Source organism: Curtobacterium sp. PhB170 (assembly GCF_003752345.1).
Taxonomy (GTDB): domain Bacteria; phylum Actinomycetota; class Actinomycetes; order Actinomycetales; family Microbacteriaceae; genus Curtobacterium.
Window position 1 is genome coordinate 91,921 of record NZ_RJUM01000011.1, and the last position, 25,354, is coordinate 117,274.

General features: G+C 70.8%; 25 protein-coding genes. 18 read left to right on the forward strand and 7 right to left on the reverse strand.

Going from position 1 to position 25,354, the window contains the following annotated elements; all coding sequences use genetic code 11:
* Window positions 1–345: 345 nt before the first annotated feature.
* Both EDF40_RS11305 and EDF40_RS11310 read right to left on the reverse strand, forming a co-directional pair.
* Window positions 346–1,707, reverse strand: a complete 1,362-nt coding sequence (locus EDF40_RS11305; protein WP_123339617.1) for an MFS transporter — start codon at window positions 1,705–1,707, stop codon at window positions 346–348.
* A 228-nt stretch (window positions 1,708–1,935) separates the two neighbouring features.
* On the reverse strand, window positions 1,936–2,919 hold the full coding sequence (locus tag EDF40_RS11310; protein WP_148053823.1) for a hypothetical protein: 984 nt from the start codon (window positions 2,917–2,919) through the stop codon (window positions 1,936–1,938).
* Window positions 2,920–3,014: 95 nt separating this feature from the next.
* On the opposite strand from EDF40_RS11310, the gene EDF40_RS11315 reads away from it, so the two are divergent.
* Window positions 3,015–3,230: a hypothetical protein gene (locus tag EDF40_RS11315; RefSeq protein WP_123339619.1), complete on the forward strand. Its 216-nt coding sequence runs from the start codon at window positions 3,015–3,017 to the stop codon at window positions 3,228–3,230.
* 28 nt (window positions 3,231–3,258) lie between these two features.
* Here the strand turns inward: EDF40_RS11315 and EDF40_RS11320 are convergent, their stop codons facing one another.
* The gene (locus EDF40_RS11320) at window positions 3,259–4,002 is read right to left on the reverse strand and encodes a membrane protein insertase YidC (RefSeq protein WP_123339620.1); all 744 of its coding nucleotides are present in this window, start codon (window positions 4,000–4,002) and stop codon (window positions 3,259–3,261) included.
* 62 nt (window positions 4,003–4,064) lie between these two features.
* Window positions 4,065–4,370: a DUF6412 domain-containing protein gene (locus EDF40_RS11325; protein ID WP_123339621.1), complete on the reverse strand. Its 306-nt coding sequence runs from the start codon at window positions 4,368–4,370 to the stop codon at window positions 4,065–4,067.
* Window positions 4,371–4,436: 66 nt separating this feature from the next.
* Here EDF40_RS11325 and ybaK point away from each other — a divergent pair, with 66 nt between their 5' ends.
* From ybaK to EDF40_RS11410, 17 genes are all read left to right on the forward strand, one after another.
* A complete protein-coding gene (ybaK, locus tag EDF40_RS11330; protein WP_123339622.1) occupies window positions 4,437–4,922 on the forward strand; it encodes a Cys-tRNA(Pro) deacylase in 486 nt (161 codons plus the stop codon).
* A 95-nt stretch (window positions 4,923–5,017) separates the two neighbouring features.
* Entirely contained in the window at window positions 5,018–7,627 is a 2,610-nt protein-coding gene (locus EDF40_RS11335; protein WP_123339623.1) for an ATP-dependent Clp protease ATP-binding subunit, read from the forward strand.
* A gap of 649 nt (window positions 7,628–8,276) precedes the next feature.
* Window positions 8,277–8,510, forward strand: coding sequence for a hypothetical protein (locus EDF40_RS11340; protein WP_123339624.1), 234 nt, complete (start codon window positions 8,277–8,279; stop codon window positions 8,508–8,510).
* A 220-nt stretch (window positions 8,511–8,730) separates the two neighbouring features.
* Window positions 8,731–9,273, forward strand: a complete 543-nt coding sequence (locus EDF40_RS11345) for an adenine phosphoribosyltransferase (protein WP_123292807.1) — start codon at window positions 8,731–8,733, stop codon at window positions 9,271–9,273.
* Window positions 9,274–9,328: 55 nt separating this feature from the next.
* A complete protein-coding gene (gene thrS, locus EDF40_RS11350; RefSeq protein WP_395862166.1) occupies window positions 9,329–11,365 on the forward strand; it encodes a threonine--tRNA ligase in 2,037 nt (678 codons plus the stop codon).
* Window positions 11,365–11,934 (forward strand): HIT domain-containing protein, encoded by a 570-nt coding sequence (locus EDF40_RS11355; protein ID WP_123292808.1) that lies wholly within the window; start codon window positions 11,365–11,367, stop codon window positions 11,932–11,934. The genes thrS and EDF40_RS11355 overlap by 1 nt, the downstream gene beginning before the upstream one ends.
* 13 nt (window positions 11,935–11,947) lie before the next feature.
* Window positions 11,948–12,868 (forward strand): pyridoxal 5'-phosphate synthase lyase subunit PdxS, encoded by a 921-nt coding sequence (pdxS, locus tag EDF40_RS11360; RefSeq protein WP_123292809.1) that lies wholly within the window; start codon window positions 11,948–11,950, stop codon window positions 12,866–12,868.
* A complete protein-coding gene (pdxT, locus tag EDF40_RS11365) occupies window positions 12,858–13,469 on the forward strand; it encodes a pyridoxal 5'-phosphate synthase glutaminase subunit PdxT (RefSeq protein ID WP_123339625.1) in 612 nt (203 codons plus the stop codon). The genes pdxS and pdxT overlap by 11 nt, the downstream gene beginning before the upstream one ends.
* A 141-nt stretch (window positions 13,470–13,610) precedes the next feature.
* Window positions 13,611–14,378: a YebC/PmpR family DNA-binding transcriptional regulator gene (locus EDF40_RS11370; protein WP_111084044.1), complete on the forward strand. Its 768-nt coding sequence runs from the start codon at window positions 13,611–13,613 to the stop codon at window positions 14,376–14,378.
* A 2-nt stretch (window positions 14,379–14,380) separates the two neighbouring features.
* Window positions 14,381–15,025 carry a crossover junction endodeoxyribonuclease RuvC gene (ruvC, locus tag EDF40_RS11375; RefSeq protein WP_111084043.1) on the forward strand — a complete coding sequence of 215 codons (645 nt, stop codon included), beginning with the start codon at window positions 14,381–14,383 and terminating at the stop codon, window positions 15,023–15,025.
* The gene (ruvA, locus tag EDF40_RS11380) at window positions 15,022–15,642 is read left to right on the forward strand and encodes a Holliday junction branch migration protein RuvA (protein ID WP_111084042.1); all 621 of its coding nucleotides are present in this window, start codon (window positions 15,022–15,024) and stop codon (window positions 15,640–15,642) included. The genes ruvC and ruvA overlap by 4 nt, the downstream gene beginning before the upstream one ends.
* A complete protein-coding gene (gene ruvB, locus EDF40_RS11385) occupies window positions 15,639–16,682 on the forward strand; it encodes a Holliday junction branch migration DNA helicase RuvB (RefSeq protein ID WP_123339626.1) in 1,044 nt (347 codons plus the stop codon). The genes ruvA and ruvB overlap by 4 nt, the downstream gene beginning before the upstream one ends.
* Window positions 16,683–16,773: 91 nt before the next feature.
* Window positions 16,774–17,172: a preprotein translocase subunit YajC gene (yajC, locus tag EDF40_RS11390; protein ID WP_111084040.1), complete on the forward strand. Its 399-nt coding sequence runs from the start codon at window positions 16,774–16,776 to the stop codon at window positions 17,170–17,172.
* Window positions 17,173–17,264: 92 nt separating this feature from the next.
* On the forward strand, window positions 17,265–19,016 hold the full coding sequence (secD, locus tag EDF40_RS11395; protein ID WP_123292812.1) for a protein translocase subunit SecD: 1,752 nt from the start codon (window positions 17,265–17,267) through the stop codon (window positions 19,014–19,016).
* Window positions 19,016–20,035 (forward strand): protein translocase subunit SecF, encoded by a 1,020-nt coding sequence (secF, locus tag EDF40_RS11400; RefSeq protein ID WP_123339627.1) that lies wholly within the window; start codon window positions 19,016–19,018, stop codon window positions 20,033–20,035. Before secD ends, secF begins: the two co-directional genes overlap by 1 nt.
* On the forward strand, window positions 20,035–20,382 hold the full coding sequence (locus EDF40_RS11405) for a rhodanese-like domain-containing protein (RefSeq protein ID WP_123339628.1): 348 nt from the start codon (window positions 20,035–20,037) through the stop codon (window positions 20,380–20,382). Before secF ends, EDF40_RS11405 begins: the two co-directional genes overlap by 1 nt.
* Window positions 20,383–20,451: 69 nt before the next feature.
* On the forward strand, window positions 20,452–22,776 hold the full coding sequence (locus EDF40_RS11410; RefSeq protein WP_228505676.1) for a bifunctional (p)ppGpp synthetase/guanosine-3',5'-bis(diphosphate) 3'-pyrophosphohydrolase: 2,325 nt from the start codon (window positions 20,452–20,454) through the stop codon (window positions 22,774–22,776).
* A 50-nt stretch (window positions 22,777–22,826) separates the two neighbouring features.
* Here the strand turns inward: EDF40_RS11410 and EDF40_RS11415 are convergent, their stop codons facing one another.
* The 3 genes from EDF40_RS11415 to deoC all read right to left on the reverse strand — a co-directional run bounded on the left by EDF40_RS11415 (window position 22,827) and on the right by deoC (window position 25,320).
* The gene (locus EDF40_RS11415) at window positions 22,827–23,378 is read right to left on the reverse strand and encodes a type IV toxin-antitoxin system AbiEi family antitoxin (RefSeq protein ID WP_185002996.1); all 552 of its coding nucleotides are present in this window, start codon (window positions 23,376–23,378) and stop codon (window positions 22,827–22,829) included.
* Window positions 23,379–23,497: 119 nt separating this feature from the next.
* Window positions 23,498–24,451: an ROK family protein gene (locus EDF40_RS11420; RefSeq protein ID WP_123339629.1), complete on the reverse strand. Its 954-nt coding sequence runs from the start codon at window positions 24,449–24,451 to the stop codon at window positions 23,498–23,500.
* A gap of 137 nt (window positions 24,452–24,588) precedes the next feature.
* Window positions 24,589–25,320, reverse strand: a complete 732-nt coding sequence (deoC, locus tag EDF40_RS11425) for a deoxyribose-phosphate aldolase (protein WP_123339630.1) — start codon at window positions 25,318–25,320, stop codon at window positions 24,589–24,591.
* Between the last annotated feature and the right edge of the window lie 34 nt (window positions 25,321–25,354).

A 25,354-nucleotide genomic window follows, 5' to 3' on the forward strand; every position in this document is an offset into this window, starting at 1 on the left:
TTCCCCTCGGTGCACGCCCCGGGCCCCGGGGTCGCACGGCCACGCCGCCGCCCCACGACACGCCGCCGCCCAACCCCCGAGGTTCCGAAATCTGCCCATCTCGGCGGCGCCGGCGGCCGTTCGTGGAACCTCAGCGACACGCACACGGCATGTCGTCGTGACCCCTCGCCACACGCCGCCACACTCCACCGCGACGACGCCACGCCCGGGCCTCGCCGCCGAGGTTCCACGACATGCCGCCAATCCACCGCCGAGGTTCCGCGGATCAGCGCCAGAACCGCCGAGATGCCGAGATTTCGGAACCTCGGCGCCGCACGGGTCCGACGCCCCCGCCCACACTCCGCGCTACTGCGTGCGGTGCGTGCGGTGCGAGCCCGTGACCGTCGCGACCGAGCCCGTCAGGGTCTGGATCGCCCGACCGACGACGGGCACCGACGTGGTGACCACCGCGAGCGAGGACGTGATCGCCTCGATCGACGACGTCGACAGGTGCTCCTGCCCGACCGTGTGCACCGGGAAGCCCCGACGCGCCAGCACGACGACCCCGAGCGACCCGAGCAGCACGGCACCACCAGCGAACGGCAGGTACTGCAACCCGACGATCCCGAGCGCCTGCCCACCGATGGCAGCACCGCCCGCGATGCCGATGTTCGACGCACCGTTGATGAGCGCACCGGCGATGTCGGGGGAGACGCCTCCGGAGCGGATCGCGGCGGCCATGAAGAGCGTGCCCGTCGTGCCGTTCGCGGCCATCCACACGCCGGCGACGACCATCGTGCCGACCAGGGAGCCGTGCACGAACGGCATCGCGGCGAACGCGACGGCCATCACGGCGACGGCGGCGATGAGGGTCTGGCGGGGTGCCCGGTCGACGAACATGCCCGCGAGCCAGAGGCCGATCACCCCGGTGCCGCCCAGGACGAGCAGCGCACCGCTCACCATCGAGGCGTCGAGTCCGGCGTCGATCGCGTACGGCCCGACGTAGGTGTAGACGACGTAGTGCCCGGCGAACAGGAGCAGGTCGGCGATCACGACGGACAGCAGCCCGGTGCGCGCCCAGGCCTTCGGGGACCCGATGTGCGGCGACGAGGCACCACTGACGGCGGGCAGGAACAGCAGCGCCACGGCGGCGAGCACGGCGGCGGCGACACCGATCGAGAACACGGCTGGGCGCCAGCCGATGTGCTGCGCGACCAAGGTGGCGACGGGCACGCCGAGCACGAAGCCGAGCGAGCTGCCCGAGTACACGAACGCGATGGCGCGACCGGCCAGGCGCGGCGGCACGATCCGGGTGGCGTACGCCGAGGCGACCGAGAAGAACAGCGCGTGCGCGATGCCGCCGACGACCCGTCCGGCGCACACGACGGCGAACGACGGTGCGAACGCGATCATGAGGTTCGAGACCGTGTAGCCGACGAGCGTCGACACGAGCACGGCCTTGCGGGGGAGCTTCGCGGTGAAGGCGGTGAGCGGGAGCGCCAGGAGTGCCACGGCGCCCGCGTACACGGTGACGACGATGCCCATGGTGGCCTCGGACACACCGAGGTCGGCACTCATCGTGCCGAGCAGCCCGACGGGCATGAGCTCGGTGGTGATGGCGAAGAACGTGGCCAGCCCGAGGACGGCGATGCCGACGATGGACTGGGTGGTGACGGTGATCGGCCGCGTGTTCGTCGACACGGCCGAGGTGGTGGTGTTGGTGGACACGCTGCTGACCTCCTCCGGGGCACGGGCGAGCGCGCGACGGTGCCGTTCGGGGGAACGACGATGACCGGGAGGTCTGCGGGGCGCGCTCGCTGTGGATGTGGGTGATGTGGGTACGACTCCACGGCGAGTGCGCTCATCCAGTGTTGCACGATGGACCGCAGCCCGCGAGGGGGTCAGAGGAGATTCTCGGAGCGCTCCAACAAACAGCGCGTCCAACAGCCCGCGCCCTCAGTTCTCGTTCGTCACCCGACCCTGCACGCCGCCGCCCCGGAGCGCGATCGTCAACGTCCCGCTCATCGACTGCGCCGACATCGACACCGAGCCGTGCAGCGCCGCCTCGCGCGGGAAGCACGCCGTCGACGACTCGATCCGGTTCGCCGTCGCCACCAGGCAGATCGTCGACCGGTCCGTGCCGACCCCGGCCCAGACGGCCCACGGCGTGTCGAACGAGCCGCCGTCCAGCGCCCGGTTCGTGAACACGAGCCGCGTGGAGTGCAGGCTCACGGGTGCCTCCACCGGCCCCGGCAGTTGGTCGGCGTACGTCTGTGGCACGTCGAGTAACTGCTCGAGCGTGACCGTGCCCGCCGTCGGCGTGACGCTCGGTGCCGCTGCGACGTCGCCGCGCACGGGCCCGACGACGGTGCCGGCGGCGAACGCCACACCGACCGCCGCTGCCGCGCCGAGCGCGATCCAGACGCGTGGCCGCTCCGTCCAGAGCAGCGTGCGCCACCGGGACCGTCGCGTCGGTCCGACCGGGAGGCCCGGCTCACCCCCGTCGTCGTCACCCGCGTCGTCGGGGCGGTCGGGTCCTCGGGCCTCGGTCGCCGCCCACGGTCCGGCCGATGTTCGCAGGGAGGGATCCGGTTGCCGGGACGGCTGCGGTTCGGCGGCAGCCGCCGCATGCTGCGGCACCGACCGTTCCGGCGAGGGCGCGGACGGTGGAGCCGTCAGTTCCGGCGACGGGTGGGGCGGTGGAGCCGACCGCTCGGGGGACGCGACCTGGCCGGTGGCTGGGGCCGTGCCTCCCGGCCGCTCGTCCGGTCCCGTGGCGGAAGCGGCACCCGCGCTCGCTCGCCGACCACCCGACCGCCGCCCGCTCGCCAGGTCCTGCAGCGCGATCCGGGCGCGCGCCGCGTCGGCGGGGCTCGATGCCGCTCCCCAGGCGACGGCCTCGAGCCGTGCCCGTTCCGCTGCCACGTCGTCGTGGGCCATGCGCACTCCCGATCTGCCGGTCGCGTGGACTCCCTTCATCGTGGCACTGCCGGGGCGGCGGCGCGCACCCAGAACGAGGGGAGTAGGCGTGACGCATGAACACCGAACCCGAACCGCGGCACGACGCCGACCCGGAGACCCTCGAGCCGCTGAGCCGCGACACCCAGTCCGGCGAGGCCGACTACGTGGCGACGAGCCCTGGCGGGACCGGCACGGAACGCCACGTGCCGACCGCCGACGAGGAGCAGGGGCGCGGCACCGAGTACGACCCGGTCGACCAGGGGCCGCAGCAGGAGGGCCAGGGCGGCTGACGCCGGGGCTGCCCCCACGTGCACGTCGCTACCGGATCACCCGGCGCAGCACGGCACGCTCGCCGGCCGTCCACGCGGCGCTGGTCACGACGTACAGCGCGGCGGCGAGTGGCGCGATCGCGGCGAACACGACGGTGATGAACGGCGCGAACCGTCCGATCGCGGCGGTCGCTGCCGCACCGGGCACCTGTGCGCCCGGCTCCGGCGTCGGCACCGGGTTCCAGCGCAGGTTGGCGCGACGGCTGAGCTCCACGACGACGGCGAGCACGGCCAGCAGGAGGACGACGACCCAGGCGTGCACCCAGAGCGGCGACGTGAGCGTGACGACGAGCGAGTGCCCGAGCGGGACCCCGACCAGGGTGGCCTCGAGCAGGGCGTTGGCCGTGCCGCCGATCGACGCGTGCGTGAACAGGGCGTAGACGATTGACAGCACCGGGGCCTGCGCGAGGACGGGCAGGCAGCCGGCCAGGGGTGAGACCTTCTCGTTCGTGTAGAGCTGCTGGACGGCACGCTGCAGCTGTTCAGCGTTCTTCCCGTGGCGCTTCCGCAGGGCGGCGAGCTGCGGCGCGAGCCGACGTCGGTCGCGCTCCGCTCGGACCTGCAGGACGGACAGCGGCACGAGCACGGCCCGGACGGCCAGGGTCAGGAGCACGACGGCGATCGCCGCGGCGAACGAGCCCGTGGTGGGGGAGAGCGCCGCGGTCAGGGCGGCGACGAGGTCCGCGCCGCCGTGCAGCAGCGGGCCGACGAGGGGCAGGGTGGACAGGTCCATGACGGTTCCGATCGGTGGTGGTTCGCAGGAGGGGTCGCGAGGGCCCGGCCACCGGTCGGTGGTCAGGCCGGGGCGGCGACTCCCGGGGCACGCGATCGGACGTGCCCGTCGGCATCGGGGTGGCTCCACGCGATGCGGGTGACCAGGTCCGGTACCGCAGCGTGTTCGACGCCCGTCGACCGCAGCCCGAGCACCGTCGCCAGCACCGTGGCCAGGACCTGCGCGACGACGACCGCCACGGCGACGGCCGTCAGGCCGAGCGCGGCCACTGCCAGCAGCGGCAGGACGCCGGCTGCGGGGTCGCCCGCCGTGGGCGCACCGAGCACCAGCGCGGCGGCGGCGCGGAGGATCAGCAGGGCGACGGTCATGGTCGGTTCAGCGTAACGCCCGCGTGCCGCCACGGACAGGACGGCAGCGCGGGAGAGGATCGCCGCATGACCGCAGGTTCGCCGAGCACCCCAGCGACCGTCGCGCTCGACCGAGCCGGGGTGTCGTACACGCCGCACGTGTACGACCACCACGAGAGCGCCACGAACTTCGGCGAGGAGGCCGCCGCCGCACTCGGCCTCCGCGAGGAGCAGGTCTTCAAGACCCTGGTCGTCTCAGTCGACGGCGCGCTGGCGGTGGCGATCGTGCCGGTGGCGAACCGGCTCGACCTCAAGGCCATCGCGGCGGCGGTCGGCGGGAAGAAGGCGACGCTGGCCGATCCGGCCCTCGCCGAGAAGCGCACCGGGTACGTCGTCGGTGGCATCAGCCCGGTCGGCCAGAAGTCCCGGATCCGGACCGTGCTCGACGAGTCGGCCCTGGCGTACGACAGCATCTTCGTCTCCGGCGGGCGCCGTGGGTTCGACATCGAGGTGGCTCCGGCCGACCTCGCGCGGGTCACCGACGCGATCTCGGCGGCGATCGCGCGGACCTGAGTCGAGTCGCCGCAAGTTTTCCCACCACCGGGAATGAACCCGGCACTCCTGCGTTGCATTGAGTCGAAGGCACTCAAGTTCCCCAGGAGGTCCCTTTGCCAGAGACGTTCGGCCCGACCGGCGGCAGTGACTCGTTCGACGAGTTCCTCGCCCGCCTCCTCGCGGCGCAGAACACCGGTGACCCGCAGCGCCCCCGTGCGTTCGGCCGACCGGTGGACATCACGCGGCTCCTCAGCCGCCGCACCCACGAGCTGCTCCAGCACACCGCCGAGTACGCGGTGTCGCAGGGGCAGCACGAGCTCGACGCGCTGCACCTGCTGCACGTGCTCGTCCGCACCGAGCCGTTCGACGCCGTCGTCCGTTCCGCCGGGGTCGACCCCGAGCGCCTCGCCGCCGAGATCGAGCAGCGCCTGCCCATGGCCCGCGAGCCGCAGCCCGAGCAGACCGGCCGCCCGGCCCTGACCGGCACGGCGCAGCGCATCCTCGTCGAGGCCACCCAGGCCGCGCGGGGCTTCGGCAGCACCTACACCGACCCCGAGCACGTCTTCTTCGCGCTCGTGACCGACCAGGAGACCGTCACCGGGCAGCTGCTCGCCAGCGCCGGTGTCACCCCACAGGCCATGCAGGACTACGCCCAGCAGGCCGCGGCAGCAGCACGAGAGGGGCGCCCCATGCCAGGAACCGGTGCAACGACCGGAACGGCCGACACCGACAGCGACAGCGACACCCCGACCCTCGACCAGTTCGGCACCGACCTCACCGCGCGGGCCCGAGACGGCCACATCGACCCCGTCATCGGTCGCGCCGACGAGATCGAGCAGGCGGTCGAGATCCTGCTCCGTCGCACCAAGAACAACCCCGTCCTGATCGGCGAGCCCGGCGTCGGCAAGACCGCCATCGTCGAGGGACTCGCCCAGCGCATCGTCGACGGCGACGTCCCCTCACTGCTGCAGGGCAAGCGGGTCGTCGCCCTCGACCTGCCCGGCATGCTCGCCGGCACCCGGTACCGGGGCGACTTCGAGGAGCGCCTGACGAAGGCCATGGACGAGATCGCGGCGCACGCCGACGAGCTCATCGTCTTCGTCGACGAGCTCCACACCGTCGTCGGCGCCGGTGGCGGCGGTGAGGGCGGCTCGATGGACGCCGGCAACATCCTCAAGCCCCGGCTCGCCCGCGGCGACCTGCACCTGGTCGGCGCGACGACCCTGAACGACTACCGCCGGATCGAGAAGGACGCCGCCCTCGAGCGTCGCTTCCAGCCGGTCACGGTCGGGGAGCCGAGCGTCGAGGACGCCGTCGCGATCCTGACCGGCCTCGCACCCCGGTACGAGGAGCACCACGGCGTCGTCTACACGCCGGAGTCGCTGCGCGCCGCCGTCGAACTCTCGCACCGGTACGTCACCGACCGGCACCTGCCGGACAAGGCCATCGACCTCATCGACCAGGCCGGCGCACGGCGCCGGCTCGCCCGCTCGGGTGCCGTCGACGTCGAGGCCCTGCGCGACCAGGTCGCCGAGCTGCTGGCCGAGAAGGACCGCGCGGTCGCCGAGGAGCTGTACGAAGAGGCGTCGCGCCTGCGCGACGAGACGGTCGGACTGGAGGCCCGGATCGCCGCCGCCACGTCGGCGGACGCTCCCCGCGCCTCCCGTCCCGAATCCGTGGGCACCTCGATCACGGAACGCGACATCGCCGGTGTGGTGTCGCGTGCCACCGGCATCCCGGCGACGCGCCTGACCCAGGGCGACCGCTCGCGGCTCGCCGTGCTCGAGCAGGAACTGCACGAACGCGTCGTCGGCCAGGACGACGCCGTCGCGGCGATCGCGAAGGCCGTCCGACGCAGCCGGACCGGCATGGGCGACCAGCGTCGACCCGTCGGGAGCTTCCTGTTCCTCGGCCCGACCGGCGTCGGCAAGACCGAACTGGCGAAGGCACTGGCGTCGTCGCTGTTCGGTGACGAGTCCGCCATGCTCCGCTTCGACATGAGCGAGTTCGGCGAGCGGCACACCGTCTCGCGGCTGGTCGGGGCGCCTCCCGGGTACGTCGGCTACGACGAGGCCGGGCAGCTCACCGAACGCGTGCGCCGGAACCCGTACTCGGTGATCCTGCTCGACGAGGTCGAGAAGGCGCACCCCGACGTGTTCAACCTGCTGCTGCAGGTGCTGGACGACGGTCGACTGACCGACGGTCAGGGTCGCACGGTGGACTTCCGGAACACCGTCGTGATCATGACGTCGAACATCGGCTCGGAGTTCCTGGCCTCGCGGTCGGGCGCCCTCGGCTTCGCGCCGGTCGGCACGACCGACGGGTTCGGCGAGGACGACCTCCGCGCCCGGGTGATGGGCAAGCTGCGCGAGGCCATGCGGCCGGAGTTCATCAACCGCATCGACGAGATCGTGCTCTTCCGCAAGCTCGACCGGTCGCAGATCACGTCGATCGTGTCGCTGCTCCTGCAGGACACGGCGCTGCGGCTCGTCGCGCAGGACATGGTGCTCTCCGTGTCCGACGCAGCGGTCGACTGGCTCGCCGAGCACGGGTACGAGCCCGAGTACGGCGCCCGTCCGCTCCGCCGGCTCATCCAGCGCGAGGTCGACGACCGCATCGCGACGCTCGTGGTCGACGGTGGCGTGACCGCCGGGGACACCGTGCGGATCGACGTCGTGGACGACGTGCTGACGGCAGCGGTGGTGGAACCCGCGACGCTGTAGCAGCCGTTCGCCCACGAAGGCCCGGTACCGATTCGGTACCGGGCCTTCGTCGCGTCCGGGTACGACAGCGGGGTGTTCGGGAATGCAATTCCGGAGAAATCGGAGAAAGGGGTTGCGCTGCGAATTGTGGTGCCGATAGTGTTCACTCGTCGCGAACCGCTGGACTTCAGCCGGGGGACGACTCCGACAGCTCGAGACCGAAAGGGGGCCGACCATGATGATCACCGCAACCACTCCGTTCCGTGGAATCCGTGGACGCGTCGGCACCCCGTTCCGCGTCCGCTGACCCGGAGCGTTCCGCCTTCTGCTGACATCTGTGTCCTCCGATCCTCGTCTCGTGACGAGTCCGTCGCCTGACACCTCGCGCTGAGCCGTTCTGGCTCGCGTCGAACCGGCTCCGTCGATCGCCGATCGGTCCCGATCCGTGTGCTCCGCGCACGCGATCGGACTGCGTCGATCGTCGCCGGAGAATGTCGGCGGTCGGTGCGACGCTCTCGGTACCGGAAGTCATTCAGTACCGCGTCGTCGGACATTCCTCCGGTGACCGCGGAATGCATTCTCACGCATTCATTCTGTCCTGCCCGTGTGCCGGGCAGTCCACTCCTGCCCGTGTGCCGGGCAACTCCGTCATGCCCTGAAAGGGACCACCGTGTCATCGAAGACCGCCACCCGCCCTCCCGATACCCGCGCAGCGCGCCACCGGGTCTCCCTCACCGACCGCATCGCGCTGCGCATCGGCATGTCGCTCATCATCTGGAGCCGGCGCACCCGCCGGGTCCGTCCGGTGATCGACCACGCAACACGGCTGCAGCTCGACCGCGAGCGGCAGCAGCGCGAGAACGACCTGCTCCTGCAGGCCGCACTCATGCGCGCCTGGCGCTGAGCCGGATCGGACACCCGACCGTCGCACCGTGCGACCGTCGCCGTCCCGTGCCCGCTTGGTGGCTCGGTGCGAGGGGACAGCCCCGCACCGAGCCACCTTCGGCGCACCGGCCGACACAACCCGCACCGTGCGCCGCACCGACGACCCAGCACGGCGCGACCGAGCCCGCACCGTGCGCCGACGTGTCGGACGCACCCCGGGCCTCCCGTACCGTTGGCGGGTGACCGAAACCGCAGCTGCACTCGTCGAACGCCTGACCGCCGTCGTCCCGGACTTCCCGAAGCCGGGGGTGCTGTTCCGTGACGTGACGCCGGTGTTCTCGGACGCCGTGGCGTTCGGCCGCGTGTGCGAGGCACTCGCCGCGCCGTTCGCGGTCGGTGCCGGGTTCGACGCCGTCGCCGGCATCGAGGCACGTGGCTTCGCCCTCGCCGGCGGGATCGCCGCCCAGCACCAGGTGGGCGTGCTCACGGTGCGCAAGGCCGGCAAGCTGCCGGGCGAGGTCCTCAGCGAGCAGTACGCACTCGAGTACGGCGAGGCCGAGCTCGAGCTGCGTCCTGGCCAGCTCCCCGCGGGCACCCGGGTCCTCGTCGTCGACGACGTCCTCGCCACCGGTGGGACCGGCGCCGCGACCATCACGCTGCTCGAACGCGCGGGCTACCAGGCGGTCGGGTTCGCCGCGCTGCTCGAGCTCGACGGGCTGAACGGACGCGAGCGACTCGAGCCGCGCCTGCCCGTCACCACGCTCGGCGCCGTGCCCGCCTGAGCCCCACGCGCGCACTAGTCTTGACGCACCATTTCGATCGAGGAGTCCCATCATCGTGACCGAGTCAGTCGCCGCAGCGCCGGAGAGCGCCGAGCCCGCAGCCGTGCCCCAGGCACCCGAGCCCCGCACCGCGACGACGACCACGACGGGCACCGAGCTCTTCGACGGTGAGCGCGGCGTCGTCGCGATCCGCGTCGACGGTGTCCTGAAGGACCTCGCTGCCGACGTCGCCGCCGGCGAGACCGCCGAGGCCGTCACCCTGCAGGAGCAGGACGGGCTCGACATCCTCCGTCACTCGGCCGCGCACGTGCTCGCGCAGGCCGTCCAGCAGATCAACCCCGAGGCCAAGCTCGGGATCGGGCCGCCCGTCACCGACGGCTTCTACTACGACTTCGACGTCGCCGAGCCCTTCACCCCCGAGGACCTCAAGGCGATCGAGAAGGGCATGGACCGCATTGTCAAGCAGGCCCAGCGCTTCCGCCGCGTGGTCGTCACGGACGAGCAGGCGCGCGAGCTGATGGCGGGGGAGCCGTACAAGCAGGAGCTCATCGGGCTCAAGGGCGCGGCGACCGACGGCGACTCCGGCGAGAGCGTCGAGGTCGGTGCCGGCGAGCTCACGGTCTACGAGAACGTCGACCCGAAGTCGGGCGAGGTCGTCTGGCAGGACCTCTGCCGCGGCCCGCACGTGCCGCACACCCGCTGGATCGGCAACGCCGCGAAGCTCATGCGCGTCGCCGCTGCCTACTGGCGCGGCTCCGAGAAGAACCCGCAGCTGCAGCGCATCTACGGCACCGCCTGGCCCGACAAGGACCAGCTCAAGGCGTACCTGGTGCGTCTCGAAGAGGCCGCCAAGCGCGACCACCGCAAGCTCGGTGCCGAGCTCGACCTGTTCTCGTTCCCCGACGAGATCGGTTCCGGCCTGGCGATCTTCCACCCGAAGGGCGGCATCATCCGCCGCGAGATGGAGGACTACTCGCGCCGTCGGCACGAGGAGAACGGTTACTCGTTCGTCTACACGCCGCACATCACCAAGGGCGACCTGTTCGAGACCTCCGGACACCTCGGCTGGTACAAGGACGGCATGTTCCCGGCCATGCACATGGACGAGGCGAAGGACGAGGACGGCAACGTCACGCGTCAGGGTGCCGACTACTACCTCAAGCCGATGAACTGCCCGATGCACATCCTGGCGTACCGGTCGCAGCCGCGTTCGTACCGCGACCTGCCGCTCCGGATGTTCGAGTTCGGCACGGTCTACCGCAACGAGAAGTCCGGTGTCATCCACGGCCTCACCCGGGTCCGTGGCATGACCCAGGACGACGCGCACATCTTCACCACGCAGGAGAAGATGAAGGAGGAGCTGACCACGACCCTCGAGTTCGTGCTCTCGCTGCTGCGCGACTACGGCCTCGACGACTTCTACCTCGAGCTCTCCACGAAGGACCCGGAGAAGTACGTCGGCGACGACGAGGTCTGGGACGTCGCGACGAACACCCTGCGCGAGGTCGCCGAGGAGTCCGGTCTCGAGCTCGTGCCCGACCCCGCCGGAGCCGCCTTCTACGGCCCGAAGATCTCGGTGCAGGCCCGCGACGCCATCGGCCGCACGTGGCAGATGTCGACCGTGCAGCTCGACTTCAACCTGCCCGAGCGCTTCGGCATCGACTACACCGCGGCCGACGGCTCCCGCCAGCGCCCGGTGATGATCCACCGCGCGCTGTTCGGCTCGATCGAGCGGTTCTTCGGCGTGCTGACCGAGCACTACGCCGGCGCGTTTCCGGCCTGGCTGTCGCCGGTGCAGGCGGTCGGCATCCCCGTCGCGGCCGAGTACGGCGACTACCTCGACGAGGTCATCGCGAAGCTCCGGTCGCACGGCGTCCGCGCCGAGGTCGACCACTCGGACGACCGCATGCAGAAGAAGATCCGCACGCACACCAAGGCGAAGGTGCCGTTCCAGCTCATCGCCGGTGGCGACGACCGCGACGCCGGTGCGGTGTCGTTCCGCTTCCGTGACGGGCGCCAGGACAACGCCGTGCCCGTGGACGAAGCGGTCGACCGTATCCTGACTGCGATCCGCGAGCGCGCGCAGGTCTGATGACGGACGAGCAGGACCCGCTGGTCATCCGGGACGCCGCCACCGGTGCGGCCGTCCCGGATGCCTTCCAGCGCCTGTGGAACCCGCACCGGATGGCGTACATCGACGCCGGACGCGAGGGCACGGGTCGCGGGCACGCGGACGACTGCCCGTTCTGCGAGGCACCGCGGAAGTCCGACGAGGACGCCCTCATCGTCGCCCGGGGCGAGCACGCCTACGTGCTGCTCAACTTGTTCCCGTACAACAACGGACACCTGCTGGTCTGCCCGTACCGCCACGTGCCGCTGTACGACGAGGCCACGCCGGACGAGCTCCGCGAGATGGGCGAGCTGACCCAGACCGCGATGCGGGTCCTGCGCACCGTGTCGCACTGCGACGGCTTCAACATCGGCATGAACCAGGGCGAGGTCGCGGGGGCCGGCATCGCCGCGCACCTGCACCAGCACATCGTGCCGCGGTGGCAGTCCGACGCGAACTTCTTCCCGATCATCGCGCGGACGAAGTCGATGTCCCAGATGCTCGGGGACACCCGCCGACTGGTCGCCGAGGGCTGGCCGGCAGCGGACTAGACTGATCGGCATCATGAGCGACAGCACCAGCACCTCCGGCACCCCTGGCACCTCGATCACCGGCTCCGACCGCGTCAAGCGCGGCCTCGCCGAGATGCTCAAGGGCGGCGTCATCATGGACGTCGTCGACGCCGAGCAGGCCCGCATCGCGGAAGAAGCCGGCGCGACCGCGGTCATGGCCCTCGAGCGCGTCCCCGCCGACATCCGCGCACAGGGCGGCGTCGCTCGCATGTCCGACCCGTCGATGATCGAGGAGATCATCGCCGCCGTGTCGATCCCCGTCATGGCGAAGGCCCGCATCGGCCACTTCGTCGAGGCGCAGATCCTGCAGGAGCTCGGCGTCGACTACATCGACGAGTCCGAGGTGCTCTCGCCCGCCGACTACGTCAACCACATCGACAAGTGGAACTTCACCACGCCGTTCGTCTGCGGTGCCACCGAACTGGGCGAGGCGCTCCGTCGCATCACCGAGGGCGCTGCGATGATCCGTTCCAAGGGCGAGGCCGGCACGGGTGACGTGTCCGAGGCCACGAAGCACATCCGCACGATCAACAAGGAGATCGCGGCGCTGCGCCACCTCAAGGAAGACGAGCTCTACGTCGCCGCCAAGGAACTGCAGGCGCCGTTCGAGATCGTGCGCGAGGTCGCCCGCACCGGCAAGCTCCCCGTCGTACTGTTCACCGCCGGTGGCGTCGCCACCCCGGCCGACGCCGCGATGATGATGCAGCTCGGCGCGGACGGCGTGTTCGTCGGCTCCGGCATCTTCAAGTCCGGCGACCCGGCGAAGCGTGCCGCGGCCATCGTCAAGGCCGTCACCTTCCACGACGACCCCAAGGTCATCGCCGAGGTCTCGCGCGGTCTGGGCGAGGCGATGGTGGGCATCAACGTCGCCGACGTCCCCGCACCGCACCGCCTCGCCGAGCGTGGCTGGTAGCACGACGAGCAGTGCCCGGCCCCGCATCGGGGTCCTGGCGCTGCAGGGTGACTTCCGCGAGCACATCGCCTCGTTGACGGAGCTCGGCGCCGACGTGGTGCCGCTCCGTCGCCCCGAGGAGATCGCGGTGCTCGACGGCGTCGTGATCCCCGGCGGTGAGTCGAGCGTGATGGACAAGCTGTCCCGGTCGTTCGGCGTCGCCGAGCCCCTCGCTGCTGCCATCCGCGACGGCCTGCCGACGTACGGCACGTGTGCCGGCATGATCATGCTGTCGTCGCGGATCACCGACGGCATCAGCGGCCAGCAGACCCTCGACGTGCTCGACACCACGGTTCGTCGGAACGCGTTCGGCAGCCAGAACGACTCGTTCGAGGTCGACGTCCCGATGCCCGAGCTCGGCGACGCCCCCGTGCACGCGGTCTTCATCCGTGCTCCGGTGGTCGAGCAGCACGGCCCCGGCGTCCAGGTCCTCGGCGCACTGGCGGACGGGCAGGTCGTCGCGGTGCAGCAGGGCAACGTGCTCGCCAGTGCGTTCCACCCCGAGGTCGCCGGCGAGGACCGCTTCCACCGCCGCTTCCTCGCCATGGTGCGCAGCGCCTGACGCGACCCCCGGGCTCTGGGCACGACCGCCCGCGGGCCCTGGGCCCGGCCGCCTGCGTGCCCGCTCCGGCGGGGCGGGGCGGCGCCGGGCCTCCCGGCTGGGTAAACTGACCCCGACTTTCCGCAAGACGCAAGGAGAACCGTGTCCGGGCATTCCAAGTGGGCGACGACCAAGCACAAGAAGGCCGTCATCGACGGCCGCCGTGCCAAGTCGTTCGCCAAGCTCATCAAGAACATCGAGGTCGCCGCGAAGATGGGCGGCGCCGACCTGTCGGGCAACCCGACGCTGGTCGACGCGATCCAGAAGGCCAAGAAGACCTCGGTCCCGAACGACAACATCGACCGCGCCGTCAAGCGCGGTGCCGGCCTGACCGGTGAGTCGATCGAGTACACGACGATCATGTACGAGGGCTACGCCCCGAACGGCGTCGCGATGCTGATCGAGTGCCTCACCGACAACAAGAACCGCGCAGCGGCCGAGGTCCGGACGGCGATGTCCCGCAACGGTGGCACCATGGCCGACCCGGGCAGCGTCGCCTACAACTTCTCGCGCAAGGGCGTCATCTCGGTCACGAAGACCGACGGCCTCGACGAGGACACCGTCATGACCGCCGTGCTCGACGCCGGTGTCGAGGACGTCATCGACCAGGGCGGCGGCTTCGAGATCATCACCGAGGCGAGCGACCTCGTCGCGGCCCGCACCGCGCTGCAGGACGCCGGCATCGACTACGACTCGGCCGACGCCGAGTTCGTCCCCGGCCTCAAGGTGCCGGTCGACGCCGAGACCGCCCGCAAGGTCTTCCGCCTGATCGACGCGCTCGAGGACAGCGACGACGTGCAGAACGTCTACGCCAACTTCGACGTGCCGGCGGACGTCCAGGCCGAGCTCGACGAGGACGAGGGCGAGTAGCCGTGCTCCGTGTGCTCGGGGTGGACCCCGGGCTCACCCGGTGCGGCGTCGGCGTCGTCGAGGTCGCACCGAACCGGCGCGCACGGCTCGTCCACGTGACGGTCGTGCGCACCCCGGCGGACATGCCGCTCGAGCAGCGGCTGCTCCGCATCGCCGACGGCATCGCCGCCGAGATCGACGAGCACCACCCGGACGCGGTCGCCGTCGAGCGCGTGTTCGCGCAGGCGAACGTCCGCACCGTGATGGGCACCGCCCAGGCGGCCGGGCTCGCGCTGCATGCCGCGGCGGCCCGCGGGCTGCCCGTCGGCCTGCACACGCCGTCCGAGGTCAAGGCGGCCGTCACCGGCTACGGCAACGCCGACAAGCGCCAGGTCCAGACGATGATCGCGCGCGTGCTCGGCCTCGCCGAAGCCCCGAAGCCGGCCGACGCCGCCGATGCGCTCGCGCTGGCCGTGTGCCATGCCTGGAGGCTCGGATCACCGGACGTCGCCGGCGAACGTGCCACGAACCTCACCCCGGCACAACGCGCGTGGCGCGATGCACAGGGCGGCACCGTCGACTCCCCGCTCGCTCGCGCGGCCGCTGCCGCGGCCCGACCGCGTGGCTCGTCGGCCGCGTCGGTGGGCGGCCGTAGGCTCGGGGCATGATCGCGAGTCTCCGGGGCACCTGCATCGACATCGCCGGTTCCGGCGTGGTGATCGAGGCCGGGGGAGTCGGGTACGCCGTCACCGTGACCCCGGCCCACGCGCTGACGATGCGTCACGGGTCCGAGGTGTTCGTCCGCACCGCGATGATCGTGCGCGAAGACGAGCACCTGCTCTTCGGCTTCGAGTCGACCGACGCCCTCCAGGTGTTCGACCTGCTGCGCAGCGTCACGGGTGTCGGGCCCAAGTCCGCGATGGGCGTCCTGGCCCACATGGACCCGTCGCAGGTCGCGAACGCCGTCGCGAAGGACGACGACGGCGCCTTCCGCAAGGTCTCCGGCATCGGCCCGAAGACCGCGAAGCTCATCATCCTCGCGCTCACCGGCAAGCTCGCCGCGTTCGAGCAGGCCGCCGTCGTCACCGCCGGCCGTGGCACTGCTGCCCACCCGGCCGCGACCGACGTCGTCTCCGCACTGATCGGCCTCGGCTGGCGCGAGGACGCAGCACAGACCGCCGTCGACGAGACCGTCGCGAACGAGCCAGGGGCCGCGGCCATGGGCACGCAGGCGCTGCTCCGCGCTGCGCTCGGTGCACTCCGGCCCGCCGGTGCCGGTCGATGAGCGGCATCACGTCAGCCGGAGCCGAGTCGCAGGAAGAACTCGCCTTCGAAGGTGCACTCCGGCCGCGGTCGCTCGACGAGTTCGTCGGCCAGCGCAAGGTGCGCGGGCAGCTCGACCTGCTGCTCAAGGCGGCGGGCATGCAGGACCGCACCCCGGACCACATCCTGATGGCCGGTCCTCCCGGCCTCGGCAAGACCACGCTCGCGATGATCGTCGCGCACGAGACCGGCCGTCCGTTGCGGATGTCGAGCGGTCCGGCGATCCAGCACGCGGGCGACCTGGCTGCCGTCCTGTCCTCGCTCGTGCCGGGCGAGGTCCTGTTCATCGACGAGATCCACCGGATGGCGCGCTCGGCGGAAGAGATGCTCTACCTGGCGATGGAGGACTTCCGGATCGACGTCATGGTGGGCAAGGGTGCCGGCGCGACGAGCATCCCGCTCGACCTCGCGCCGTTCACCCTGGTCGGTGCCACCACCCGCGCCGGCCTGCTGCCGAACCCGCTCCGTGACCGCTTCGGCTTCACGGCGCACCTCGAGTTCTACGAGAAGGACGAACTCGAACAGGTCCTGATCCGCGCCGCGCACCTGCTCGAGCTCGACATCGACCGATCGGCCCTGCGGGAGATCGCCGGGCGTTCCCGGGGCACCCCGCGCATCGCGAACCGCCTGCTCCGCCGGGTCCGCGACTACGCCCTCGTGCACCGCACCACCGACGGCATGACGGCCGTCCAGGGTGCACTCGACCTGTACGACGTCGACGAGCTCGGGCTCGACCGCCTCGACCGCGCCGTGGTCGAGATCATGCTGACGCGCTTCGACGGCGGACCGGTGGGGCTGAACACCCTCGCGGTCTCGGTCGGAGAAGAGTCCGAGACCATCGAGTCGGTCGTCGAACCCTTCCTCGTCCGGGTCGGTCTGGTCACGCGCACCCCGCGTGGCCGCATCGCGACCCCGGTCGCGTGGCGGCACCTCGGCCTCACCCCCGGGCAGGGCGTCGGGCCACTCCCGGGCTTGTTCGACGACACCGACACCACCGACTAGCGGCCGATCGGTCGGGTGACATGCCACGCACAGTGGCGTGCCCTAGACTGCTACGGCCCGAAACCGAGCAACCAGAGAAGGCAACTGCATCATGGGTCAAGAAGTCATCCTCATCGTCATCGTCGTGGCGTTCGCGGCCTTCATGTTCTACAACAGCCGCAAGCGCAAGAAGCAGCAGGGCGAGCTCGCCACCAAGATGGTGCCGGGTGCTCGCGTGATGCTGTCCTTCGGCCTGTACGGCACGCTCCTCTCCGTCGACGACGAGAAGGTCACCGCCGACGTCGAGATCGCCCCCGGCACCGTCGTCACCGTGCACCGCCAGACCCTGTCGCGCGTCGTCGACGACAGCGCCTCCGACATCGAGACCACCGCGACGCCGGAGGACGAGGCAAAGCCCGTCGCCGAACTCAACGGGGAGCCGGTCTACGGCGAGCGGGTCGACAACGACCGCCTCGACGAGACCGACTCGAAGCGCAAGTCCGACGACTGACGCCCTCGGCCGCCGGGTCGTCTGACCCGGCGGCTTCCCTCTGCCGTCGTGCCTGAGCGCCGACGGTCCTGAACAGAAAGACGAGACGACCGGTGGCACGATCGACACCCGTCAAGAAGGCGCTGCGCTCGCTCACCTGGTTGGTGATCCTGATGGCGATCCTCGCCGGCCTGAACACCGCCGCGACGATCCTCGCCGGCAGCTCGAAGGACGACACGGACAAGTGGTACCAGGGCGCGAGCTGGGTACCGGAGCTCGCACTCGACCTGCAGGGCGGCACGCAGCTGACCCTCGCGGCGCAGAACACCGAGGGCGACTCGGTCACCTCGCAGCAGCTGCAGCAGGCGGTGGAGATCATCCGCCAGCGCATCAACGCCACCGGCGTCTCCGAGACCGAGATCAACACGCAGGGTGCGAACAACATCGTCGTGTCGATCCCCGGTCGGCCCGACAAGGCCACGATCGACCGCATCGAGGCAGCGGCGAAGCTGACGTTCCGCCCCGTGCTCTTCACCGAGGCCGCGACGAACTCCGCCGTCGGTGACGACGGGAAGTCCACCGCCTCGCCGACGCCGTACTCGCCGCCCGCATCGCTCGCGGCGACGCCGAGCGCGAAGCCGACGAACGCCAGCGACGTCAACTGGATCACCCCGGCGCTGCAGGACCTGTACACCAACTACAACTGCGCGGCGCCGGACGACGTCACCTCGGCGCCGGACGACGAGCCCCTCGTCACGTGTGACGCCGACGGTGCGTCGAAGTACATCCTCGGCCCGGTCGAGGTCTCCGGTGCGAACATCAGCAACGCCACCTCGGGTCTGGCCACCGACTCGCAGGGCACGTCGACGGGCCAGTGGGCCGTCAACCTGACCTTCGACGGCCAGGGCACGAAGGACTTCCGCACCGTCACGAACCGCCTCGTCTCGCTGCAGGCACCGCAGAACCAGTTCGCGATCGTGCTGGACGGCTCGGTCATCACGGCCCCGTCCACGAACTCCGCCATCACCAACGGCAAGGCGCAGATCACCGGCTCGTTCACGGCCGAGTCGTCGAAGACGCTCGCCGACCAGCTCAAGTACGGTGCGCTGCCGATCAACTTCCAGGTGCAGTCGAACGAGAACATCTCGGCGACGCTCGGAACGGCTCAGCTCATCGGTGGTCTCGTCGCGGGCCTGATCGGCCTCGGCCTGGTGATCATCTACTCCGTCATCCAGTACCGGGCGCTCGCGTTCGTCACGGTGCTCTCGCTCGGAGTGGCAGCCGTCCTGACCTACCTGGTCATCGCGATCATGTCGTGGCGCGTCGACTACCGCCTGTCCTTGGCGGGTGTGGCGGGTCTGATCGTCGCGATCGGCATCACGGCGGACTCGTTCATCGTCTACTTCGAACGCATCCGTGACGAACTCCGCGACGGTCGTGCACTCGAGAGTGCGGTCGAGTCCGGCTGGAAACGTGCACTCCGCACGATCCTGGCGTCCGACGCGGTGAACTTCCTCGCCGCCGTCACCCTGTACGTGCTCGCGGTCGCCGACGTGAAGGGCTTCGCGTTCACGCTGCTCCTCACGACGCTGATCGACATCGTGGTGGTCGCGCTCTTCACCCACCCGATGATGCAGCTCATCTCCCGCACCCGGTTCTTCGGCGAGGGGCACAAGTTCAGTGGGCTCGACCCAGCGGCGCTCGGTGCGGTCTACAAGGGGCGTGCGCAGTTCCGCGCCCCCGTGGTGGACGGCAAGCGCCAGCGCAGTGCCGGTGAGGCGCAGCGCCGACAGACGATCGCGGAGCGGAAGGCCCAGCAGGCCTCCGGCGACAACGGCTCGACGCCGGACGGGAAGGACGACTGATGGCCAGCTTCAGCCAGTTCGGTAGCGACCTCTACACGGGGAAGCGGTCGTACGACATCATCGGGCGACGCAAGACCTGGTACCTCATCGCGCTCATCATGATCGTGATCTCGCTCGCCACCCCGTGGCTGCGCGGCGGGTACCAGCTCGGCATCGAGTTCACCGGTGGTTCCGAGTTCACCCTGTCGGACGTCAAGAACACCGACCAGAGCATCGCAACGGAAACCGTCGAGCGGGTCGTCTCGGACGAGATCCCGCGCGTCTCCCAGCTCGGCACGCACGGCATCCGCGTCCAGACGGGCCAGCTCACCGACCGTCAGACGACCGAGGTGCAGGACGCCCTGGCCGAGGCGTACGACGTGCCGGAGAGCCAGGTCGCGGCGACGTTCATCGGTGCCACGTGGGGCGCCGACGTGCTCGCCCAGGCGATCCGCGGTCTGGTGATCTTCCTCGCCCTGGCCGCTGTGTTCATGACGCTGTACTTCCGCACCTGGAAGATGTCGCTCTCCGCGATGGCCGCGCTGCTGCACGACCTGTTGATCACGGCCGGTGTCTACGGCATCGTCGGGCTCGAGGTCACGCCCGCGGCGGTGATCGGGTTCCTGACGATCCTCGGGTACTCGCTCTACGACACCGTGGTGGTCTTCGACAAGGTGCGTGAGAACACCGCGCAGGAGTCGATCCGCACGTTCAAGCAGTCGGTGAACCTCGCGGTGAACCAGACGCTCGTCCGCTCGATCAACACCTCGGTCGTGGCGCTGCTGCCCGTCGCGGCGATCCTGTTCATCGGGTCCTACGTGCTCGGTGCGGGCACGCTCCGCGACATCTCGCTCGCACTGTTCATCGGCATCATCGTCGGTACCTACTCGACGATCTTCATCGCCTCGCCGATGTACGCCCAGCTGCGCGAGAACGAGCCGAAGATCAAGCAGGCCGACGCCAAGAAGATCCAGGCGGCCGAGAAGCGCCAGCGCGAGGTCGACGCCGACGCCGACGCCGACGCGAAGGCGACCGCCTGATGCCGATCGAGATCAGCGAGGTCGACGTCGCCGAGGCGCGTCGCCGGCTCGAGTCGGGGTCGCGGCTGTTCGACGTCCGCGAGCAGGGGGAGTGGGACGAGGTCCACGCTCCCGACGCCACGCTCGTCCCGATGTCCGAGCTGGTCAACCGCTGGCAGGAGATCGACGGCGGCGGCGAACCCGCGATCATCGTCTGCCACTCGGGTGCTCGTTCGGCCCGGGTGGTCGCGGCACTCGAACAGTCCGGTGTCTCGGCGGTCAACCTGACCGGCGGCATGGTCGCCTGGGAGCAGTCCGGCGCACCGGTGGTCCGCGACGCCCAGGGCGAACCGGTTCACGAGCACTGACCGGACACGCGTAGTGTTGGCGGATCGAGCTCGGATCGAGCTCTCGGACCGAGTCCTGGGAGGCGCATCATGACGGACACCCGCGAAGAGCCGTCCGCGCCGAGCCGCCCCGGCTCCGCCCAGCGGCCGACCAGCCCCCTCGGACCGAACACGACGGGCAACCTCGGTTCCCTCCGGTCGCTGCTGCCGCGCCTGTTCTCCCGCGCCCAGCCGGCCGGCGCCGTGGACACCCTGATCCGAACGGTGCGCTCGCACCACCCCAAGGCCGACGTCACGCTCATCGAGCGCGCGTACTCGGTCGCCGAGCGCGCGCACGACGGTCAGAAGCGCAAGTCCGGCGAGCCGTACATCACGCATCCTGTCGCGGTCGCCCAGATCCTGGCCGACCTGGGCATCGGGCCGATCACGATCGCCGCCGCGCTGCTCCACGACACGGTCGAGGACACCGACTACCAGCTCGACCAGCTGCAGGTCGACTTCGGCGACGAGATCGCCATGCTCGTCGACGGCGTCACGAAGCTCGACAAGGTCAAGTACGGCGACAGCGCCCAGGCCGAGACGGTCCGCAAGATGGTCATCGCGATGTCGAAGGACATCCGCGTGCTGGTCATCAAGCTCGCCGACCGGCTGCACAACGCCCGCACCTGGGGCTTCGTCGAGTCCACCTCCGCCACCCGCAAGGCGAAGGAGACGCTCGAGATCTACGCGCCCCTCGCGCACCGGCTCGGCATCCAGATGATCAAGCTCGAGCTCGAGGACCTGTCGTTCGCGGTCCTGCACCCGAAGCTCTACGTCGAGATCGACAGCCTGGTCAAGGAACGCCAGCCGAAGCGCGAGCAGTTCGTCCAGAACGTCATCGGCACGCTCAAGAAGGACCTGAAAGCCGCGAAGGTCCGCGGCGAGGTCATGGGGCGGCCGAAGCAGTACTACTCGATCTACCAGAAGATGATCGTGCGGGGTCGCGAGTTCGACGAGATCTACGACCTCGTCGGCATCCGGGTGCTCGTGCCGACGGTGCGCGACTGCTACGCCATGCTCGGTTCGGTGCACGCGCGGTGGACGCCGCTGCCCGGCCGGTTCAAGGACTACATCGCGACGCCGAAGTTCAACCTGTACCAGTCGCTGCACACCAGCGTGCTCGGCCCGCAGGGGCGCCCCGTCGAGATCCAGATCCGCACGCACGAGATGCACCAGCGCGCCGAGTTCGGTGTCGCCGCGCACTGGAAGTACAAGCAGCGCGCTGCGGGCCGCGACGTCGGGACCTCGTCCACCACCGACGACCAGGACATGGCGTGGCTCGCCCACATCACCGACTGGCAGGCCGAGACGAGCGACCCGGGGGAGTTCCTCGACTCGCTCCGCTACGAGATCGGCGCGAAGGAGACCTACGTCTTCACGCCGCAGGGGAAGGTCATCGGCCTGCCCGCCGGCGCCACCCCGGTGGACTTCGCGTATGCCGTGCACACCGAGGTCGGGCACCGCACGATGGGCGCCAAGGTCAACGGTCGCCTCGTCCCGCTCGAGAGCTCGCTGTCGAGCGGTGACGTCGTCGAGATCTTCACGTCGAAGAACCCCGACTCGGGTCCGTCGCAGGACTGGCTGAAGTTCGTCAAGAGCCCTCGGGCGCGCAACAAGATCAAGCAGTGGTTCACCAAGGAGCGCCGCGAAGAGGCGATCGAGCAGGGCCGCGACGCCATCGCCCGCGCCGTGCGCAAGCAGAACCTGCCGCTCCAGCGGATCATGAGCCAGGACACCATCGCCGAGGTCGCTTCGTCGATGCGGTACGACGACGTCTCGGCCCTGTACGCCGCGGTCGGCGAGGGGCACGTCTCGACACAGTCGGTCATCGAGAAGGTCCTGGGCAGCGTCCAGAGCGACACGGAGACCGACGAGCCGGAGCTCACGTTCCCGCGCCAGGTCACGAGCCGTCAGCTGCGCACGAGCGACAGCGGCGTGCTGGTGCGCGGTGCGCCGGACATCCTGGTGAAGCTCGCGAAGTGCTGCACGCCGGTGCCGGGCGACCAGATCGTCGGGTTCATCACCCGCGGGCAGGGCGTCTCGGTGCACCAGTCGTCGTGCACGAACGTCAAGTCCCTGATGAACGAGCCCGACCGGATGATCGAGGTCGAGTGGGCCCCGTCGTCGAAGTCGGTGTTCCTCGTGCAGATCCAGATCGAGGCGCTCGATCGGTCGGGGCTGCTCAGTGACGTCACCCGGGTGCTCACCGACCACCACGTCAACATCCTGTCGGCGACGGTCTCGACCTCGTCCGACCGGTTGGCGCTCAGTCGGTTCGTGTTCGAGATGGGTGACACCATCCACCTCGACCGGGTGCTGAACGCGGTCCGACGCATCGACGCCGTCTACGACGTCTACCGCGTCAGCGCCGGCTGAGCACGGCCCGAGCCCGCGTCGCCGCGCGCTGAGAACGGCACGAGCCCGCGTCAGCGTGCGCTGAGCAGCCCGCGCAGCCGTCGTTCGGCCTGCCGCGCCATCGGGATGGTCCCGAGTCCGCTCAGGCGCGCGTGCAGCTCGTCCACGGACACCGCCCCGATCGTCAGCAGGCCGTCGACGGCCGCTGCCCGCTCGGTGTCCCACTCGCCCGGCGTGCGGAGCAGGTCGACAGCGGTGCGCGCCGGCGTCGTGACGACGGTCTGCACGGACCCCAACCGGACCACGTCGACGGGCTGGAGCGCGACCTCGCGCAGGTGCAGGCCCCGCCCGACCGCGATGCGCAGCTGCGGCGGGACGCTCGCCTCGATCGGGTCCGGCGGCCGCGACGCCGCGCCCCAGATCCACGCCGCGGTCCGGCCGGAGGCCACGAGCCGCGCGTCGCCGAAGACCCACGATGCCGCGCTCGCGCGCAGCGCCGGGTCCTGCGGCGTCGCGGGGGAGGCCCAGCACGGCCCGACGGGCACCAACTCGCCCGCGAGTACCGCTGCGCGCAGCTCCGCTTCGGGCCAGTCGTCCGTGGTCAGGAGACGGGAACCGGGCACCCCGTCATCCTGCCGGACACCGACACCCGGCCGACACCCCCTGTGGAGAGGCCGGGCACGTCGGCGGCGGCAGCGCCGCTCAACGCAGGGCGTCAGCGCAGGGCGTCCGCGCGGTCCGATCAGCGCAGGACGTCGGCGCGGTGCACGAGGGCCGCCGCGCCGATGAGCGGGCCGTCCTGCGACAGCGCCGTCGGCACGATGCGCACCTTCGTCACGAACCCGAACTCGACGCGCTCCGCCACCGCTTCGCGTGCGTACTCGAACAGGTCCGGCGTGACGTGGGAGAACCCGCCGCCGATCGCCACGACCTCGAGGTCGACGAGGCTCGTCGCCGCCGCGATCGCCTGCCCGAGCGCCCGGCCGCTGCGCTTGACCGCGGCGACCGCGATCTCGTCGCCGGCCGCGTACGCCGCCGACAGTTCTTCGCCGGTAGATCCGTCGAAGCCCTGGCGCTGCGCCCAGGCGACGGTCTTCGGGCCGCTGGCGATCGCCTCGAGGCAGCCGGTGCCGCCGCAGGCGCACGGGTCGTCGTAGCCGCCGCACTCCACGTGCCCGATGTGCCCCGCGTTGCCCGTCGGGCCGCTGACGGTCCGGCCGTGCAGGATGAGGCCACCGCCGACGCCCGTCGACACGATCATGCCCATGACGTGGTCGTACCCCTGGGCCGAACCGACCCAGTGCTCGGCCAGCGTGATCGCCAGGCCGTCCATGCGCAGCGTGACCGGCACGCCCTCGGGCACGAGCGCGGCGATGCGGTCGCGCAGCGGGTGGCCGCGCCACACCGGCATGTTGAGCGGCGAGACGAGGCCGTGCTCCTCGTCGACGGGGCCGGCCGAGCCGACCCCGACGCCGACCAGGGTCGCATCGGTCGGGACCGTGGCGAGAGCGCTCGTCACGACCTCGTCGACGGCGGCCTGCAGCTCGTCGGACGTGCGCTGCGGCCCGGTGGGGCTGCGGAAGCGCGTGCCCGGCAGGACGACGCCTTGGTCGGTGACGAGAGCGGCCTCGACCTTGGTGCCGCCGAGGTCGACGGCCAGTGCGAGGGCGGGGGACTGGGGTGCGGTGCTGGACATGCGCGCTCCGATGCGGCGGTCTGGAGGCCCGGGGCGGCTCCCGGACGCGGCGTCGCGTCCGGTGTGCCCCGGCCTGGCAGGTGGTGGGTCGGTCGGGTCAGGTCGTCGTGCGGTGGATCAGGTCGTGTCGCGGTGGGTCAGTACGAGCTGGTGTCGTCGCCCTGCGACGACGCGGCACCGGTCTCGACACGGTGCGCGACCTCGTCGAGGATGCGCGCGGACGCACTCGTGCCGATGCGATTCGCCCCGGCGTCCACCATCTCGAGCAGGGTGTCGAGCCCGCGGACACCGCCCGAGGCCTTGACGCCCGTGTCAGCACCGACCGTGCGGCGCATCAGCGCGATGTGCTCGGTCGTCGCCCCGCCGCCAGCGAACCCGGTGGAAGTCTTCACGAACGCGGCACCGGCGGACTGCGCGGCACGCGAGGCTGCGACGATCTCGTCGTCGGTCAGGAACGCGGTCTCGAGGATGACCTTGACGACGGTGGACCCGGCGGCGTCGACGACGGCGCGGACGTCCTGCTCGACGCGCTCCCAGTCGCCGGACTTCGCGGCGCCGATGTTCTGCACCATGTCGAGTTCGAAAGCACCGTCGGCCAGGGCCTGCAGCGACTCGGCGACCTTCGCCGCGGTGGACGTGGTGCCGTGCGGGAAGCCGATGACCGTCCCGACGCCGACGCCGGTGCCCTGAAGACGCTCGACGGAGTAGGCGACGTCGCTGGGCCGGACGCACACGCTGAAGACCCGGTACGCGGCGGCTTCGTCGAGCTGGGCGTCGACGTCCGAGCGGGTGAGCTCGGGCTTCAGGATCGCGTGGTCGATGAGGCCGCGGACGGCATCGGCGGTGACGGGGAAGGCTGCGTTGTCCACCCGACAAGCCTACCCGTCAGGCGTGCCGCGTAGC